The organism is Micromonospora musae, from assembly GCF_003626545.1.
GTDB lineage: Bacteria > Actinomycetota > Actinomycetes > Mycobacteriales > Micromonosporaceae > Micromonospora > Micromonospora musae.
Genome location: NZ_RAZS01000003.1, coordinates 287297 through 306128, shown reverse-complemented (window position 1 = coordinate 306128; position 18832 = coordinate 287297). Strand labels below are relative to the sequence as shown.

The 18832-nt window shown below is 71.3% G+C and carries 10 protein-coding genes; 2 read left to right on the top strand and 8 right to left on the bottom strand.

Annotated elements, in window-relative coordinates; genetic code table 11:
* Nucleotides 1–35: 35 nt before the first annotated feature.
* From rox to D7147_RS09555, 8 genes are all read right to left on the bottom strand, one after another.
* Nucleotides 36–1466 carry a rifampin monooxygenase gene (gene rox / locus D7147_RS09590; protein ID WP_120675864.1) on the bottom strand — a complete coding sequence of 477 codons (1431 nt, stop codon included), beginning with the start codon at nucleotides 1464–1466 and terminating at the stop codon, nucleotides 36–38.
* 471 nt (nucleotides 1467–1937) lie between these two features.
* Nucleotides 1938–7355 (bottom strand): ThuA domain-containing protein, encoded by a 5418-nt coding sequence (locus D7147_RS09585; RefSeq protein WP_120675862.1) that lies wholly within the window; start codon nucleotides 7353–7355, stop codon nucleotides 1938–1940.
* A 93-nt stretch (nucleotides 7356–7448) separates the two neighbouring features.
* Nucleotides 7449–8300 carry a sugar phosphate isomerase/epimerase family protein gene (locus D7147_RS09580; protein ID WP_120675860.1) on the bottom strand — a complete coding sequence of 284 codons (852 nt, stop codon included), beginning with the start codon at nucleotides 8298–8300 and terminating at the stop codon, nucleotides 7449–7451.
* Nucleotides 8297–9472: a substrate-binding domain-containing protein gene (locus D7147_RS09575; protein WP_120675858.1), complete on the bottom strand. Its 1176-nt coding sequence runs from the start codon at nucleotides 9470–9472 to the stop codon at nucleotides 8297–8299. Before D7147_RS09575 ends, D7147_RS09580 begins: the two co-directional genes overlap by 4 nt.
* Nucleotides 9473–9503: 31 nt before the next feature.
* Entirely contained in the window at nucleotides 9504–10508 is a 1005-nt protein-coding gene (locus D7147_RS09570; protein WP_120675856.1) for an ABC transporter permease, read from the bottom strand.
* Nucleotides 10505–11530 carry an ABC transporter permease gene (locus D7147_RS09565; protein WP_120675854.1) on the bottom strand — a complete coding sequence of 342 codons (1026 nt, stop codon included), beginning with the start codon at nucleotides 11528–11530 and terminating at the stop codon, nucleotides 10505–10507. The genes D7147_RS09570 and D7147_RS09565 overlap by 4 nt, the downstream gene beginning before the upstream one ends.
* Nucleotides 11527–13029, bottom strand: coding sequence for a sugar ABC transporter ATP-binding protein (locus D7147_RS09560; RefSeq protein ID WP_120675852.1), 1503 nt, complete (start codon nucleotides 13027–13029; stop codon nucleotides 11527–11529). Before D7147_RS09560 ends, D7147_RS09565 begins: the two co-directional genes overlap by 4 nt.
* Complete coding sequence (locus tag D7147_RS09555) at nucleotides 13026–14150, bottom strand: Gfo/Idh/MocA family protein (RefSeq protein ID WP_120675850.1); 1125 nt, start codon at nucleotides 14148–14150, stop codon at nucleotides 13026–13028. The genes D7147_RS09560 and D7147_RS09555 overlap by 4 nt, the downstream gene beginning before the upstream one ends.
* Nucleotides 14151–14769: 619 nt before the next feature.
* On the opposite strand from D7147_RS09555, the gene tnpB reads away from it, so the two are divergent.
* Both tnpB and D7147_RS09545 read left to right on the top strand, forming a co-directional pair.
* Nucleotides 14770–16185, top strand: coding sequence for an IS607 family element RNA-guided endonuclease TnpB (tnpB, locus tag D7147_RS09550; protein WP_233563050.1), 1416 nt, complete (start codon nucleotides 14770–14772; stop codon nucleotides 16183–16185).
* 8 nt (nucleotides 16186–16193) lie between these two features.
* Nucleotides 16194–18806, top strand: coding sequence for a tetratricopeptide repeat protein (locus tag D7147_RS09545; protein ID WP_147437379.1), 2613 nt, complete (start codon nucleotides 16194–16196; stop codon nucleotides 18804–18806).
* Nucleotides 18807–18832 lie beyond the last annotated feature (26 nt).

Below are 18832 nucleotides of genomic sequence, written 5' to 3'. Positions count from 1 at the left end.
ACCTCGATCCGGTCCGGCGGCCACCGGCTGCCCGCTCAGTCGGCGGCCGCGCCGAACCACTTCGGCAGTTGGGTGAGCAGCTCCTGCTGGTCGTCGCCGGCCCAGGCCACATGCCCGTCCGGGCGCAGCAGCACGGCGGGCACGTCCAGCTCCTCGCTGACGTCGACGACATGGTCGACCCGGTCGGCCCAGCCCGCGACCGAGAGCCCGCCGGTCTGGTCGAGCAGCAGGCCACGGCCGCCGTGGGTCAGCTCGTAGAGCCGCCCCCGCTTCAGTCCCACGTCCCGCATCCGTCGGCCGAGCAGCTCATGCCCCTCGCCGAAGTCGTAGCGGACCGCCATCGCGGTGATCTTCTCGATGAGATAGCGGTTGACCTCCTCGAACTCCATCAGCTCCGACAGCAGCCGGCGTACCGCCTGGGGGCCGGGTTCGGTGGAGAGCAGCTGCATCTGCGCGCGGGTGTTGTCCAGCACGTCGGCGGCGACCGGGTGCCGCTCGGTGTGGTAGCTGTCCAGCAGCCCCGCCGGCGCCCAGCCGTGGACCTCGGCGGCCAGCTTCCAGCCGAGGTTGAAGGCGTCCTGGATGCCGAGGTTGAGGCCCTGACCGCCGGTCGGCGGGTGGATGTGCGCCGCGTCGCCGGCCAGCAGCACCCGGCCGACCCGGTAGCGCTCGGCCAGCCGGGTGGCGTCGCCGAAGCGCGACAGCCAGCGCGGCGAGTGCACACCGAAGTCGGTGCCGGCCACCGCCTGCAGCTGCTGCTTGAACTCGTCGAGCGTCGGCGGGACCGCGCGCTCCCCGGTCACCCCGGCGGCGGGAACGATGACGCGGTACACCCCGTCTGCGCCGAGCGGCCCGAGACCGAACCGTTTCTGCGTCTCGCGGACCTCGGCGACCACGGCGGCCACCGTCTCCGGCGGTACGGCCACCTCCATCTCACCCAGCAGCGTCTCGACCCGGGTGGGCTCGCCGGGGAAGCCGACGCCGAGCAGCTTGCGCACCGTGCTGCGGCCGCCGTCGCAGCCGACGAGGTACCGGGCGCTCAGCTGGGTGCCGTCGGCCAGCTCGGCGGTCACCCCGTCGTCGTCCTGGCGGAGGCCGACCAGCTCGCAGCCGCGCCGGATCTCGGTACCGAGCTCGGCGGCGTGCTCCTCCAGCAGGCGATCGATGATGGTCTGCGGGATGCCGAGGACATACGGGTGCGCGGTGTCCAGCCGGCCGGGCCAGGGCTTGACGATGCCGGCGAAGAAGCCCCCCACCGCGTACTGCTTGCCGTGCGCGAGGAACCGCTGCAGCAGACCGCGCTGGTCCATCACCTCGATGCTGCGTACGTGCAGACCGAGCGCGCGGACGAACGGCGTCGGCTCCTCGTCCTTCTCCAGCACGAGCACGTGCACGCCGTGCAGCCGCAGCTCGGCGGCGAGCATCAAGCCGGTCGGTCCGCCGCCGGCGATGATCACGTCAATCACGAATGCCCCCATACTCGTCGGCCCGCCGCCGCGCGCGGTTCGCGCGAAAGCGCACCTACTCCGCGAGTACCTGATTTCCGCAGGTACCCGGCTACGGCCGACGATTCTGCGCCACCACCCGGGTCTTGCCGCAAGACCCCCTATGTGGTATATGTTTACCTTGGCAGGGAGTAGCAGACTCCTTGCCATTGCTTTTGTCTCGCTCCGGGCGGCAGATCTCCCCGTAGAGCACTCACCGGTCAGGGGTCTCCCCCACAGCGACGCGCTATCGGGCGCTCCCCATCAACGCGTCGTTCGTCCGCGAACGCACCGGGACACCTCGGCACCCGGCAGGACGTGCGCTGCCTCGGGGTGATCAGCGTGTTGGCCGGCAGATCAAGGGTCGCCCGGTGGAGGACCGGGTGCCGGAGCACGCGTGGCGTGCTCCGGCACCGGTCGGGAGCCGGCCGGCACCGGCTCGCCGTCATCACCTCACAGGTGGGCCCTCAGATAGGCGCCGGCCGCGACGAGCTGGGCCCGCGCCTGCGCGTCCGGAACGGTGTCGGCGAAGGCCGTGAACCGGTCGAGCGCGGCCCGGGCCTGGGCCTTCAGCCCGGCCTTGGCCATCGCCTCGGCGACCTTGAGCTGCGTCGTCAGGAGGATCGCGCGAGCCGGCGGGACCGACCCCTCCTTCCGGTAGCGCTCCAGCAGCGTCCGGGTGTTGGTGAACGTCGCCACCACCTCGAACGACGCCGTCGACTCGACCACGTTGCCGGCCTTGTCGGTGGCGACCGCGGTCACCCGGTGGGTGCCCGCCGTCGGCGCGACCGCCCCGCTGACCGGCTTGCCGTCCAGCGTCACGACCACCGACGCGACGCCCGACGCCGGATCCACCGCCGACGCCGTGATCGGCAACGCCTTGCCCAGCTGGTAGGAGCCGCCATCCTTGATCCCGCCGAACTTCACGGTCGGGTCCGTGGCGTCGACCCGCAGCGACACGGCCGCCTCCGTCGAGACGTTGCCGGCCTCGTCGACCGACCGGAAGCGCAGTTCGCGGCTGCCGTCTCCGGTCACCGCCACCGGCTCGCGGTAGTCGGTCCACTCGCCGTCGCCGACCCGGTAGGAGATCCGCACCGGGCCACCGCTGTCGTCGGCCCCGGTGGCGGTCACCGTGATCGGCGAGACGTACCAGCCGTTGTCGCCGTTCGGCGCCGCCGGGTCGACCGTCACCGACACGGTCGGCGGGGTCAGGTCGACCACCCGGAAGTAGTCGAACGCGACCGTCACCGGCGACACCTGCTCCGGGCCGAGCGCCATCAGACCGAACGACGTCATCGCGGCGTCGTTGGTCACCGGCTCCCCGAGCGAGGTCCAGTTGACCCCACCGTCGCTGATCTCGGCCGAGTAGGTGTTCCCGGTCCGCTTCAGCCGCAGGTCGTACCAGCCGCTCTCGGTCGTCTCCGCGACGTCGACGGACCGGTTGCCGCCGTTGCCGAACTGACCGTTGCGCTCCGACACCAGCTCGGCGCGCAGATCGGTCGGTGAGCCGTTGGGGTTCGTGGCCACCACGTCGAACTTCACGTAGTTGTTGTCGTCGGCGTACACCAGGAACCCGGCCAGCTGCCAGCGGTGCAGCATCGTCGGTGTCAGCCGGGTCTGGATCGTCCAGTCCCCGTCCGGCAGGTCCTGGAGGATGAAGTTGCGCGGGGACGCGGGGTTGTCGCCGTTGATGTCGCCCAGTTGCGTCTCGATGCGCAGCTGCCCGCCGTTCATCGCGACCTTCGACGAGTCGTAGCGCACCACCGAGTCCCACCGGCAGCCGTCGAGCGTGTCGCCGGTGAACTCGTCGCTCGGCGCGCGCTCACCGCCGTCGGTCGGGTCGCAGCCCGGTCCCGGATCGGGATCGGGGTCCGGCCCGGGGTGGATGGCCTCGTTCACCAGGTTGAACCCGGAGAACTCCACCTCGCTCGTGGCCGACGTGCTGTGCGCGGTCACCGCGAGGCCGATGTCCTGCGGGGTCGCCGCGCCGGTGAGCGTCACCGGATCGCCGACCCGGGTGAAGGTCACGCCGTCCTTGCTCCAGTACCCGTAGTACTGGTTGCCGTCGCGCACGACCCGCACCCACGACGGGTAGCTGGTCGTGCTGGCGCCGGTGCTGGCGTCGAGCTGCCCGTTGCCGTCGGTGTCGCGCAGCCACTCGAATCCGAGGCCGGCCCGCAGCGTCATCGCCGCGTACCCGGCCGACACGCCGGGTTGGGTGATGTCGTTGCGGACGATGATTCCGGCCTTGGCGGACGAGTTGGAGTTGCCCTGCCGCTCGATCTTCACCGTCGCGGTCCACTCGTTGCCGGCGGCGGCCGGAAGGTACACCGAGCCGTACTGGTCGGTGCCCTGCCACATGTTCGCGCCGCCGGAGTTGATCACCCAGGTGTCGGTGTCCGGCCGGTCGAACGTGGCGTTGGTGTTGGTGAAGCTCTGCCAGTCGCCGTAGAGGTCACCGACCTCCACCTCGACGATGCGGGAGGTGGTGCTGGCGCCCTTGTCGTTGGTGGCGACGGCGGTCAGCTGGTAGCGCTGCTGGGTCGTGGCGTTCCACGTCACCGCGTACGGGGCCGTGGTGTCGGTGCCGATCGAGGTGTCGCCGGCGAAGAACTCCACCTTGGTGATCGTGTTCTCCGCGTCGCTCGCATCGGCGGTGACCTGGATCGGGCCCGGCTGCAGGTCGTCGTCCGGGGTCGGGGCGGTCACCGCGACCTTCGGCTTGCTCGTCGGTGAGACGCCCTTGCCGTCGGCCTCGATGAAGTTCAGCCGCCGCTCCCCGGCGCCGGGGAAGACCGCGTACAGGGTGAAGGTCTCCCCCGGGTCGGTGACGTCGACCGGTACGTCCACGTACCGGCCGGCCGGCGTCGCCGGGACCTGAGCGGTGCCCAGCAGAGCGCCATCCGGGGCACCGCGGCGCAGCTCGACGGTGCCCGCGCTGGCGGCGCCGACCCGCAGGATCAGCCTGTCCACACCGCGCAGGTGCACCGGGTCGTACGACGCCCATCCGCCGTTCTGCCCGGTGATGGCGTTGGCGTGCCCCTCCACGTCCCGCGCCGGCACCACAGTGACGCCGTGCGAGGCGTCGAAGAACTCCGCCTCCCGCTGCTTCGGGAAGAGCAGGGTGGTGTCCGAGCCGGTGAGCGCGGGAATGCCGCCCGCGCCGCCGGAGTCGGTGTAGCGGCCGTCCAGGGCGTAGAAGACGTTCATGTCGTCGCTGTGCCCGCCGCCCAGCGACGTGGCCACCGTCCCGGTCCGCCCGTGCAGCGGGTCGGCCGGGTGGGCGTGCTCGTCGTGGCCGAGCGCCGGTTGGATCACCACGTCGGCGTCGTCGATCTGGGTGTCCTCGGCGTCGGTGACCGACAGGTTCCAGCTGATCTCGTCACCGAAGTCGAAGAACCCGCCGTTGGGTGGCAGCTCGAAGCGCACCTCGGGCCGCTTGTTACCGACCGTGATCGGCACGGTGGTGGTGCCGGTCTTGCCGTGCGGGTCGGTCACCGTGAGCCGGGCGTCGTAGACGCCGTTGTCGGTGTACGTGTGGGTCGGCGCCCGGTCGGTCGAGTCGACACTGCCGTTGCCGTCGAAGTCCCACGCGTAGCTGAGCTGCTCGCCCTCCGGGTCGGACGACGGCGCGCCGTCGAACCGCACCTCGAGGGGCGCGTGCCCGGAGTCGGGTGCGGCGGTGGCCTTCGCCTCCGGCGAGCGCGAGCCGGAGATGTAGTCGACGCGGTACAAGCCCGAGTTCGGGTTGTCCCGGCCGAAGCCGCCGCCCCAGTCGAGCACGTAGAGGGAGCCCTCCGCGCCGAACTTCGAGTCGATCGGGGCGAGGAACTGCTCCTGCGGCAGGAACGGGTTGACCTTCTCCACGTTCCCGTCGCCGTCGGGGATGATCGAGTACATCTTGTTGCGGGACCACTCGTAGAAGAACGGCTTGCCGTCGTAGTAGGCCGGGAACTTGGTGTCCGACTCCAGGTCCGCGTCGTACTGGTAGAACGGTCCGCCCATCGGCGCGAGGCCGCCGCCCTGCGGAATGACCTCCGGCACCGAGGAGCGCTTGTAGCCGTACCACATCTTCGCCGGCTTGGCCGCCGGCAGCTGGGTGAGGCCGGTGTTGCGGATCGAGTCGTTCACCGGGTTGGCGCAGTCGAAGTAGGCGCCGACGGTCACCGGGTTGGTCCGGTAGTCGACGTCCCGGAACGGTTCGTTGTCGCCCATGCAGAGCGGCCAGCCGTAGAAGCCGGGCTCGGTGATCAGGTTCCACTCGGCGATGCCGGCCGGGCCGCGGTCGGGGTTGTCGTTGCCGTTGTCCGGCGAGTAGTCGGCCATGCCCAGCGCGCCGGTCTTCGGGTCGATGGAGAACCGGAACGGGTTGCGGAAGCCCATCGCGTAGATCTCCGGGCGGGTCTTGGCGGTGCCCGGCGGGAAGAGGTTCCCCTCCGGGACGGTGTACGTGCCGTCCGACTCCGGGTGGATCCGCAGGATCTTGCCGCGTAGGTCGTTCGTGTTGGCCGAGGTGGCCCGCGCGTCGTGGAAGGTGTTGTCGCGTTCCGACAGTGGTGCGTAGCCGCCGGACGGCTCGGAGTGCGGGTTCACGTCGTCGCCCACCCCGAGGTACAGGTCTCCGTTCAGGCCGAAGGCCAGCCCACCACCGGTGTGTCCCGGCTCGTCGGGCAGCCGCCGGGCGGGCACTTCCAGCAGCACCTTCTCGCTGGCCCGGTCGATCTGCGAGCCCTCGCCGACGGTCAGCCGGGAGAGCCGGTTGACGAAGTTGTCGGGGTTCGTGTCGTCACCGCTGGCCGGGGAGTAGTAGATGTAGAGGTGGCCGTTGGTGGCGAAGGCCGGGTCGAGGGCGATGCCCAGGAGGCCGTCCTCACCGCCGGAGTAGACCGGGATGCTGATCGCGGTCGACGTGGTCTGGGTGTGCGGGTCGTACACCCGGATCTCGCCGCGGACCAGCTCGGTGTAGAAGACCCGGCCGTCGGGGGCGACGTCCATCGCGTACGGCGCGCTGGTGTTCTGGTCCAGCGGCACGCGCTCGAACTTGTCCCACGTGGTCCCGCCGCAGTCACCCTGGGCCAGGCCGGCCGCCCACTTGACGCCGCCGACCATGTGCTGCACGAGCTGCGGCTCACCGGTGTAGTGGGCGCCGAAGTGGCCCATGCCGGTCATCCAGGCGCGGCCGCCGTCGTACGGCTTGCACCAGGAGATCGGGTGGTCGTAGCCCATGGCGTTGCCGCCCGGGTCGTACGTCGTCTCGTCCATGGTGGCGAGCACGTGCGCGTCGCCGCGGACGTTGAGGGCGTAGTTGTACCACTCGTCGGCCCGGTTCCACCGCTGCGGCAGGTGGCTGGTCGACGGGTGGGCATGGTCCTCGACGCGGACGGTGCCCGGCAGGCCGGGGCTGCTGCCGGTCGCGGCGTGGCCGGGCATCAGCGAGCCGATCATGTTGTCCCACCACGCGTAGTTCCCGCGCATGTCGGTCGCGTTGTGGATGGCGACGATGCCGTGGCCGGCCTGCATGTAGCGCTCCATGGCGGCCTTCTCGTCGGCGGTCCACGGGTCGCCGGAGGCCTGGAACATCACCAGGGCGTCGAAGTGGGCGAGGTCCTCGTCGTTGAAGATCGACGAGTCCTCGGTGTGTTCCGAGGTGATCCCGGCGTCGGCGAAGGCGGCCTGCAGCACGGGTACGCCCTGCTCGATCGCCTCGGCGTGCCGGTACTGGGTGGTCTTGGTGAAGATCAGCACGTGGGCGTCGCCGTGTGCGCCCGGGTGTGCGGCTGCTGGCGCCGTGCTGAGCATGGAGATCGCGAGCGCGGCGGCGACCGGCATCGCGAGCAATCGTCCCCACCGGGGACGCCAGTTCACGTTCATGGGGTGGTTCCTCCCTGGGACGTGAGGTTCTGTTGTGGTCGAGACCGTGCGGCGTGCCGGCGCCGCCGGGCTGCTGTGGAGTCGGTGGTGGGGCTAGGGCATCACCGTCCTCAGGAACGTGAGGCCGTCCACGGCGATCGCGTCCTGGCTCGCGGCCAGTGGCCGCCAGATGGAGGCGGCGGTGGCGATCGTCGCGTTCTCCGCGGTGAACGACTCGATGCAGAGCGGGCCGGGGTAGCCCGCGTCGTCGACCGCGGCGAGGATGGCCGGCCAGTCCAGGTGGTCGGCGCCGGGCGCGCCCCGGTCGTTACCGCACACCTGGACGTGCGCGACCCGGCCCGTGGCCGCGCGGATCGCCGCCGGGATGTCGGTCTCCTCGATGTTCTGGTGGTAGAGGTCGAGCGCGACACCGCAGTGCGGCAGCTCCCCGATCGCTTCGAGGGTCTGGTCGATGGTGTTGAGCAGGCTCGTCTCGTAGCGGTTGAGGGGCTCGACGGCCACCCGGACACCGGACGCGCCGGCGTGGTCGAGGACGGGAGCGAGGCTCTCCCGCAGCTGCGCGTACGCCGCCGTCCGCTCGCCGGGTGAGAGCCGCCAGGTGCGCCCGACCGAGGCGTACGCGGGCCCGGCGATCACCGGCGAGCCGACCGTCGCGGCGGCGTCCACCACGTGCCGCAGGTAGTCCTGGGTGGACCGGATGGTGGCCGGGTCCGTCGCGACGAGTTCCCGGCCGGGTGGCATGACGAGGCAGACGGTGGCGGTGAGACCGTGGTCGGCGAGCACCCGCGCGGCTCGGCGCGGATCCCAGTCGTCCGGGTTCTCGACCGGGAGTTCGAGCACGCCGAAGCCCCACCCCGCGACCTTGGCCGCGAGGGCGGCCAAGGTCGCGTCGGTCAACGGTGAGGTCCACACCCACGTGTTGACGCCGAGTGGACGTTCGGTCACTTCCACGGCCCCGGGTAGCCGGGCATGGTCTCGCAGCCGCACATCGCGTAGTGCAGTGGCGGCATCTCCTGCTGGACGTACTGCCGGACGTTGTCGCTGGTGATCCGCGGCTGCGGCAGCACCCACTCCTTCGGCACCTGCTCGCCCTTGAGGATCTTCACCGCGGCGATGACCGGGGTGCGCCACTGGTAGGTGGGGTAGGTCGGGGCGACAGCGTTCAGGCCCTCGTCGACCCAGAGCCGCAGGAAGTCCTGCTGGTCCTCACCGACGAACGCGGGCACCTCGACGCCGGCGTCCTGGAACGCCTCCACGGCGGCGACGGCGGTCGCGCCGGCGTCCATCCACACGCCGTTGATCTCACCCTCGCGCTGGATGTAGTCGGCCACGATGCTCTTGGTCTTGGCCGCGTCGCCGTCGGTGAACTCCACGCCGACCACGTCGAGTTCGCTGCCGGTGAAGATCTCGTTGGCGGCGGCCCACCGCTGCTCGAGCACGTCCACGCCGGGCAGGATTCGCAGGGCGAGGATCTTGCCGCCCGGCTTGACCTGCTCCTTCAGGAACTCCGCGCCGTTGGCGCCGAAGGCGAAGCCGCCGATGGGGTGGATGAAGGTGACCGGGCAGCTGGTGTTGACGCCGCGGTCGAAGACGATCACCGGGACACCGGTCCCGCAGGCCTGCTCGACGGCGGGCGTGAGGGTGGCGGTGGTGTTCGGCGAGATGATGATCGCCGAGCAGTTCCGGCCGGTCAGCGACTGGATGTCACTGATCTGCTTGTCGTCCTTGGCCTCGGCGTCCAACACGACGAAGTCGCCGATCTCCGGGTGCAGCTTCACCTCCTGCTGCATGGTCTTGAAGCCCACCTGCCGCCACGGGTTGTCCACGGCGGCGTTGGAAAAGCAGAGCGTGTACTTCCCGCCGGTCTTGGCGAACTTCGTGGTGTCCACCATCTCCGGTTCGAGCATCTGCTCCCACGGCTTGCCCTCGGGGCCCTGCGGGGTGGCGTCGCGGAACTTGAGCTGCCGGTCGTACTCGGCCTGGTCGAAGAACTCCGACTTGCGGGTGTCGGATCCGGACGACCCGCCGCCGGGGTTCGAGTCCTCGGGCAGGTCGCTGGAGCAGCCGGCGAGCGCGAGCACGCCCGCCGCGGCCAGCAGGGCCCATCTCTTGGTCATTATTCGTGTTCTCCTTACCAGTCGAGGGACGTCAGGAGGGTGCGGGTTGCACGGTGTTGCGCTGCCTCGGCCGCAACCGCAGCCGTTGCCGCAGGCCGCCGCCGAGAGAGGCGTAGGCGACGGCGGCGATGATGATCAGGCCCTGCACGGCCGATTCGAGGGCGCCGCTGACACCGAGCAGGTTCAGCAGCGTGAACAGGGCCTCCAGGGAGAGGGCGCCGGCGGCGGCCGCGACCACCGACCCACGCCCACCGCCGAGGAGCACGCCGCCCAGCACGACGGCGGTGATCGCCCGGAACTCCAGGCCGCTGCCGACCTGCGCCGAGACGCCGGCGAAACCACCCAGCAGGATCGCGGCGACCGCGGCGAGCAGCCCGGAGAGGACGAAACCGAGCAGCCGGAGGCGGTCGACCTGACCACCGGACATCCGCACGGCGGCCTCGTTGTCACCGGCCGCGACCAGCGCCCGGCCGGTGCCGCTGCGCATGAACAGCGCCGCGGCCACCAGGATCGCCAGCAGGATGAGCACCGACCACGGGATCTCGCCGAGCAGCGGGACGTCCAGCGCGCCACGTCCGAAGGTCCGGAACCCGGCGGAGAGCGCGCCGCGGGGCGCGCCGTCGGTCCAGAGGAACGTCGCGCCGTCGAGGACGAGCAGCATGCCGAGCGTGACGATGAACGAGGGCACCAGCAGCTTCGTCGTGATCAACCCGTTGAGCAGGCCGACCAGCAGGCCGAACCCGAGCACCAGCAGGATCACCGGGGTGGTCGCCGACTCGTCGCCGCCGATGAGCCGGGCGGCGATCACCACCCCGGCGGTGACCAGGGCGCCGACCGAGAGGTCGAAGCCGCCGGAGACGATGACGAAGTACTGCCCGATGGCGAGGATCATCAGCGGCGCGGCCCGCTTGAGCAGCGCCAGGTACCCGGAGGGTTCGTCGTAGGCGGGGCCGACGATCGCGAGGCCGACGAGGAGCAGGAGCAGGACGACGAGCACCGGCGCGGTGCCCTCGGCGAGGCGGGGCCGCCAGGTCACGTCAACCTCCCGCGGGTGCGATCGGCCATCATGCGTCGGGCGTAGAGCGCCACCGCGGTCACCAGGACGACACCGCGCACGACGTCCTTGAAGAACGGGTCGACCTCGAGGTCGTCGAAGATCGTGTCGAGGGTGGCGAGGATGAGGACGCCGCCGATGGTGCCGATGACACCGCCGCGGCCACCGGCGAGCAGCGTTCCGCCGAGCACGACGGCGGCGATGGATTCCAGGTCGTAGCCGGCGTCGGTGCCGACGTACGGGGCGCCGGAGCCGAGCCGGCTCGCCAGGTAGATCCCGGTGAGGCCCGCGGCGAGCGAGCAGAGCACGTGCGCGGTGACGACGACCCGGCGGGTCGGCACTCCGGAGAGCCGGGCCACCTCGAGGTCACCGCCGACGGCGTACATGTGGTAGCCGGGGCGGGTCCGTGACAGGTACCACCAGGCCAGTGCGGCGACGGCGAGCATGAGCAGCGCCGCGACGGGCAGCGGGCCGATCCGGTCGTAGCCGAGGTGTTGGAAGCCGCGCGGGACGTCCCCGGCCGGGCCGGTGTAGTTGTTCTCGAGGTAGCCGCGCAGGATCAGCGCCACCCCGAGGGTGGCGATGAACGCGTTGGCTTTGAGGACGGTGATGACCAGCCCGTTGACGAGGCCGACGGCGGCGGCCACGGCGAGCGCGAGCAGGACGCCGGGGACGATCATGCCGTTCTGCCCGGCCATCGTCTCCGCCGCGATCAGCGAGGTGAGGCCGATCAGGTAGGCGACGGAGAGGTCGAGCGAGCCGGTGAGGATCACCATCGTCTGCCCGATCGCGACGAGGCCGAGCGCGGTGGAGCGGGTGAGGATGTTCAGGATGCCGGCCTGGTCGAGCAGGACCTCGCCACGCAACCCGACGAGCACGCTGCCGACGACGAGCAGAGTGACGAGCGCCAGGTAGACGACGACGACCGGGGTGAGCCGTAGGCGTGGCGCGGGTCGGGCGGCCGCGGGTCCGGCCGGGGCGGTGCGCTGCTGCACGGTGCTCATGCCGCCGCCCCGGCCCTGTGCCCGGTGGCGAGTGCCATCACGTCCCCCTCGCTCGCGCCGGCGGGTAGTTCGCCGGCGAGCGCGCCGGCGTGCATGACGAGGATGCGATCGCTCATGCCGATCAGCTCGGGTAGCTCCGAGGAGATCATCAGGACCGCCACCCCGCGCTTGGCGAGGTCACGCAGCAGCTCGTGCACGGCGCGCTTCGCGCCGACGTCGATGCCGCGGGTCGGTTCGTCGACGAGCAGCACCCTCGGTTCGACGGCGAGCCACTTGGCGAGGACGACCTTCTGCTGGTTGCCGCCGGAGAGGAAGCGCACCTCCTGGTGTTCGCCGCGGGCCACCACGGTGACCAGGTCGAGCAGCGACGGCACGTCGTGACGGGCGCGCGAGCGTGGGCCGCGCAGCGCCGCGCGACGCACCAGCAGCGTGTTGTCACGTACGGACTGGCGAAGCGCGAGGCCGTCGCCCTTGCGGTCCTCGGTGACCAGCGCGATCCCGAGGCGTACGGCGGTGCGTGGCCGGGTGACCCGCTGCGCCGCCCCGTCCACCTCCATCCGGCCGGTGGTGAACGGTTCGACGCCGAACACCGCGCGGGCGAGCGCCGAGCGGCCGGAGCCCTGCAGCCCCGCCAGTCCGACGATCTCCCCGGCGCGTACCTCCAGGTTCAGGTCGCGTACCCGGGCGTTGCCGGCGTCGCGCAGCGCGAGGCGGACGCGCCCGAAGTCCTCGGGGGCGGCGCGGTCGGGGTAGTAGTCGCCGAGCTCGCGGCCGACCATGTGCCGGACGAGGTCGTCCGGGGTCAGCTCGCCGGTCGGGGCGCAGGTGACGAACCGGCCGTCCTTGAGCACGGTGATCCGGTCGGAGAGATCGAACACCTCGCGCATGCGGTGCGACACGTAGAGGATGGCGATGTCCCGCTCGCGGAGCCGGCGTACCAGGTCGTAGAGGAGCTCGACCTCGTGATCGGCGAGCGCGGCGGTCGGCTCGTCCATGCCCAGCACCCGCGCGTCGGTCGAGAGCGCCTTGACGATCTCCACGACCTGGCGTTGGGCGACCGAGAGCGAGGAGACGGCGTCGGTCGGGTCGATGCCGTCCTCACCGAGCCAGTCGAGCAGCTTGCGGGTGTCGGCCACCATGCGCCGCCGGTCGACCTGCATGCGGCGCACGGGCTCGCGACCGAGGTAGACGTTCTCGGCGACGCTGCGGTGCGGCAGCAGGGTGAACTCCTGGTGGATGATCGCGATGCCGGCCCGCTGCGCGTCGGTCGGGCCCGCGAAGGACGCCGCTTCGCCGTCGACCTCGATGGTGCCGCTGTCGGGCCGGTGCACCCCGGCGAGCACCTTGAGCAGTGTGGACTTGCCCGCACCGTTCTCACCCATCACGGCGTGCACCTCGCCGCCGCGCAGGTCCAGGTCCACTCCGTGCAGCACGGGTACGCCGAGGAAGGACTTGGTGATCGCGCTCAGTCGTACCCGGGGCGTCGCGTCGGACGTCATGTCGGCACCTCTGTCCACGTGCCGTCGGAGGTCGCGGAGGCCAGCACCGTGTCGGTGATCCGCACGGCGCGCAGGCCGTCGGTGAAGGTGGGCAGCCCGTCCGGGGCCTCGCCGCGCACCGCCCGGTAGGTGTCGGCGACGAACGCGTCGAAGCAGTCCTGGTAGCCCTGCGCGTGCCCGGCGGGCAGCCGGACGTAGCGTGCGGCGGAGGCGTGCAGGGTCGCCGGGTCACGCAGCAGCGTCTGGCCGCCGTCGCGCCGGCCGACCCAGAGCCGCTCCGGGTCCTCCTGGTCGAAGCCGAAGCTCGCGTCGGCGCCGGAGATCTCCAGCTGCAACCGGTTCTTTCGGCCGGCGGCGACCTGCGACACCACCAACGTGCCGACCATTCCGGCGGCGGTGAGGAAGTGCACGGAGGCGACGTCCTCGGTCAGGCCACGGTCCCCGCGGGTCCGTTCGTGCACCACGGCGGTGCGGGCGGAGAGCCGGGCGATCCGGTCGCCCGTGACGAATTCGAACAGGTCGCACCAGTGTGAGCCGATGTCGGCGAAGGCCCGTGACGGCCCACCCAGTGCGGCGTCGACCCGCCAGTCGTCGTCGGACGGGCGGGACAACCAGTCCTGCAGGTAGCTGCCGGTCACGCTGGAGACGACACCGGCCTCGCCGGCGGCCAGCCGCGCCCGCAGCTCGCGGACCATCGGATGGAAGCGGTAGACGAAGGGCACGGTCGCCACCCGATCGGCTGCGGCCGCCTCGAGAGCCGCGGCTTCCGTGGCCCCGGTCGCCAGCGGCTTCTCGCAGATGACGTGCGCGCCGGCGGCGAGCGCGGCGGCGGCGACCGGGGCGTGTGACGCGTTGGGCGTGCACACGTGCAGCACGTCGATCTCGGCGTCGTCGAGCAGCGCCGTCAGGTCGGGGTAGCCGTTCGCCGCGCCGATCGCGGAGGCGGCCGCGGCGGCGCGATCGGGCCGCGAGGCGACCGCCGCCACGACGCTCGCCCCGGCGCGCCGGGCGGCCTCCGCGTGCACCTGCCCCATGAATCCCGCGCCGACGATCGCCACGCGCAGCGTCCGCTGCTTGGTTTCGAGCCCATCGGATGCCGTTGCCAGATCGGCCATAGACATGCGTCGACGGTAACGACGACTTATTCCACGGTCAACCAAAAGTCATGTCGGAATCGCGGATAGTTAGAAGATCAGCGTGGAAAGTCGGTGGGTCGCTCGACGTAACATCCCGTTTCGCTGCGGAATCGGGCAATGATCCACAAGCGATGGCACCGCGGCCATCGAAGGCCGGAGCGGCTCGCCGCTTGTCCGGTCCGCATCTCCTTCCTGTCCGGCGGTACGACGTCTCCCGCCGCCGATTCATCGCAAACTCCATGTCGGCTGTCGCTCGTGGCAGAACTGCTGCCGCCGACGGGGCAGCCGACCGACACTCCATCCACTTTGGAGGAAGCGGTATTCATCGGTCGCGCTGCCCTGTACCGTCTGTCGCACCATGGCGGACCGCCCGACTTCTGTGGCCCCGGGCGCGTACATCTGAAGCGAGGGTTGTCAGCTTGTGCCATCCGAGCGTCCCGAGCGGTCGGTGACGCGCTGTGGTGTTCGATGGCGAGGAGGTGGCGTGTCCGGCTGTTTCCGGTCGAGCCGCTTGATGACAGGCTCGGTGATGATCTCGTTGCCTCATCGGCCGGCCAGGGCAAGGCCGCTCACAGTCGTTGCATCGCTTCAGTGGGTAGCTTGCATGTCGGCCGCCGTCGTTATGGTGGTCGTCGTGCGGGTGGTTCAGGCATACCGGTTCGCTCTTGATCTGACGCCGGTGCAGCAGCGGGCGGTGTTGGCGCATGCGGGGGCGGCGCGGGTCGCGCACAACTGGGCGCTCGCCCGGGTGAAAGCGGTCATGGATCAGCGGGCAGCGGAACGCTCCTACGGCGTCCCGGATGACGAGCTGACTCCGACCGTCGGTTGGACGCTACCGGCGCTACGCCGGGCCTGGAATGCGTCGAAGGAGGGTGCGGCGCCGTGGTGGCGGGAGTGTTCGAAGGAAGCGTTCAACACCGGCCTGGACGCGTTGGCGCGCGGGTTGAAGGCGTGGGCTGATTCTCGGTCGGGGAAGCGGGCGGGACGGCCGGTCGGGTTTCCGCGCTTCAAGTCCCGCCGCCGCGCCACCCCGTCGGTGCGGTTCACCACCGGCACCATCCGTGTCGAGCCGGATCGTAAGCATGTGGTGTTGCCGAGGTTGGGTCGGCTGAAGCTGCACGAGTCGGCGCGGAAACTGGCCCGCCGCCTCGACAACGGCACCGCTCGGATCATGTCCGCCACCGTGCGCCGCGACCGCACACGCTGGCACGTGTCGTTCACCGTCGAAGTCGACCGCGCCGAACGAACGCCGGCCCGGCCCGGCTCGACGGTCGGGGTGGATGTCGGGATCAGACATCTGGCCGTGTTGTCGAGCGGCGAACTGGTACTCAACCCGCGTCACCTGGACGAGGCGCAGCGCCGGTTGCGGATCCTGGGGCGGCGACTGTCCCGCCGGCAAGGACCTGACCGGCGCACCGGGCAGCGGCCGTCGAACCGGTGGCAGCATGCTCAGGCCCGCCTCGGTCGGGCGCATGCGCGGGTGGCGAACCTACGCTCCGACGGACTGCACCAACTCACCACCCGAATGGCTCGCGAACACGGCATCATCGTGGTCGAAGACCTGCACGTCTCCGGGATGCTGCGTAACCGGCGACTGGCCCGGCGTATCGCGGATGCCGGGTTCGCCGAGTTGCGCCGCCAACTCGCGTATAAGACGGAGTGGAACGGTGGGCGGTTGATCGTCGCCGACCGGTGGTATCCCTCTAGTAAGACCTGCTCGCGCTGTGGCACGGTGAAAACCAAGCTCGCCCTGTCCGAGCGGACCTACACCTGCACCACCTGCGGCCTGAGCCTCGATCGTGACCTCAACGCCGCATACAACCTGGCCGCCCTCGCGGCCACCTGCGATACCGCCGGGAGTGGCCCGGTGGCAGGACGCGGAGCCAACCATAAGACCCCGCTTGCGGGGCAGGTGGCCGTGAAACGTCAACCCGGCACCGCACCCGCGGGTCAGACCGGGACCGTCCCATCGCAAGGCGGGACTACCCAACAGACGCTCACTCGAGCGTCTGAAAGGTAACGGTGCTCATGACGGCGGCCGACTTCGGCGTCGACCCGACCACCGCGACCAGCCCTGAGCAGTACGTCACGCTGCTGCGTCGCGTCCGCGACCAGTCCGGCCTCGCCTACCGCGAGATCGCCCGCCGCGCCCAACGCGACGGGGCGGTGTTGCCGGCGAGCACCCTGGCCACGATGCTCGGCCGGGCGACACTTCCCCGCCGCGATCTGGTGTCGGCCCTGCTGCGGGCGTGCGACCTACCGGAGGACCGCGTGACGGCGTGGCTCGCCGCCTGGGGCCGGTTGGCGGCAGCCCGTACGACGACGACGCCTCCGACGGCCACGCCCGCAGGCCCGCCAGGCCGGCCCGCCCCCTCCCCGACCGGCCGTTCCACCCGCCTCACCACGGCCGGGGGCTCCGTCGCGCCGCTCACCGAGGATGACCGGCCGGCACCGCAGACCGAGGGCTCCGCCGCCCTACGCCTGGTCCCCGGTGGCGCGACGACCCCGTACGCCGGTCAGCGCGGCAGGCCGACCGACGGACCGGTTGACCGGCGGGACCGGGCCACACCGCACAGGTCGCCGTGGCCGATCGCCGCCGAGACGCAGTCCGCCGACGACGCCATCGAGGCGCCTGCCCCGTATCAACTGCCCCCGGCACCGCCGCTGATGATCGGCCGATCGGCGGAGGTCGGCCGGCTGTTCGCCGCGGCGGAGGCGGACGCGGCGGTCTGCCTGGTCGAAGGGGCGGGCGGCGTCGGCAAGTCCGCACTCGCCCTGCACGTCGCGCACCAGATCGCCGGAGGCTACGACGGCGGCTGTCTCTACACCGATCTGCGGGGAGCCGCCGCCGGTATCGCGGCGGCCGAACCTGCGGACGTGGTGGGCCGATTCCTCCGCGCGCTGGGCGCGCCGAGCGCCCCCGCGTCGCTCGACGAGGCGTCGGCGCTGCTGCGCACCTGGACCGCCGAGCGCGGTGTGCTCGTGGTTCTCGACAACGCCGCGTCGGCGGCGCAGGTCCGGCCCCTGCTGGCCAGCGGTCCCCGGTGCACCACGATCATCACCAGCCGGTGGATGCTCCCCGACCTGGACACGACGTCGCGGATCCGCCTCGAACCGTTGCCCGACGACGCGGCGCTCGCCCTGCTGACCGGGCTGACCGGCGCGCAACGAGTGCGGGCGGAGCCAGCCGCGGCCGCGACGGTGGTACGCCGCTGCGGCGGGCTGCCGTTGGCGTTGCGGATCGTCGGCGCCCGCGCGGCGGCCCGGCCGGACGCCCCACTCACCGGGCTGGCCGAGCGGATGGACGACGAGGGACTCCGGCTGGACGTGCTGGAGGTCGGCGACCTCTCCGTGCGGGCCAGCCTGCACCTGGGCTACCAGGCGTTCGAGGACGCGCTGCAGCCGGAGCGCCGGCTGGCGGCCCGGCTCTTCCGGCTCGCCGCGCTGCCGGACTGGACGCACTTCACGTCGTACGGCTGCGCGGCGCTGGCCGACCTGCCGGTGACCGATGCGGAGCGGGCGCTGGACGCGCTTGTCGACGCGTACCTGATCGAGTCGGCCGGCGGTGGTCGATACCGGTTCCACGACATCGTCCGGCTCTACGCCCGGGAACGGGCTCACGCCGTCGACGCTCCGACCCACCGGGAGGAGGCGCTCGGCCGCCTCACCGCGTGGTTGCTCGCGGCCACCGTCCACGCCGCCCGGCTGCTCTATTCGCAGGACACCTTCGGCATCGGCAAGCCGGTCGCCGCGGCGCGTCCGGGCCCGCCGCTCGGCGACACCGCCGACGCGTGGGCGTGGTTCGAGCGGGAGCACACCAACCTGCTGCTGATAGCCCACCAGCAGACGGCGGCCGGACGAACCCTCACCGAGGTCAGCGACCTGGCTCTGGTGGCCGCCAAGTTCCTCGACTACGCCGGTCACATCGCCGAGCAGCAACAGTTCGGTCAGCTCGCCGTGACGGCGGCGAGTCGACATGGCTACCGCTCGGGCGAGGCCTCCGGGCTGAACATCGTCGCGGTGTCGATGCTGCGGCAGGGCCGGCTCGACGAGGCGATCCCGCTGCTGCAGCGGTGCCTGGGGGTCCAGCGCGAACTCGGCGACCGCAGCGGCGAGGCCGCCATCCTGAACAACCTCGGGAACGCGCTGCGCGACCGAGGCGACCTGACCGGCGCCCTGGAGCACCTGGAGGCCGCGCTGGTCATCCGTCGCGAACTCGGTCAATGGCACAAGGAAGGCTCGGTGCTCGACAACCTGGCCCTGGTGTACCGGGCTCTCGACGACTTCCCGCGGGCCGTCGCCTGCCACGAGGCGGGACTGGCTGTCGCCGACGGTGGGACGGATCCGCTACGTGAGGCGCAGGCGCTGGTCAACTTCGCCGAGACGCTGCTGGCCGCCGGCGACCATCGGGCGGCGATTCTCCGCGCGGGCGAGTCGCTGGAGATCTGCCGACGCTACGAGCATCAGCGGGGCACGGGCTTGGCGCTGCAGATGCTGGGCAACGCCCATGCGGGTCTCGGGCACGGCGAAGTGGCGCGCCGGCACTGGCGGGAGGCGCTCGCCCGGCTCGACGGGCTGGACCCGCAGGCTTGCGTCCGGCTGCGCGCCGCCCTGGCCGCGACTGCGACACCGCCCAGGTGAGCGCTACGTGATCGACTCGTGACTTG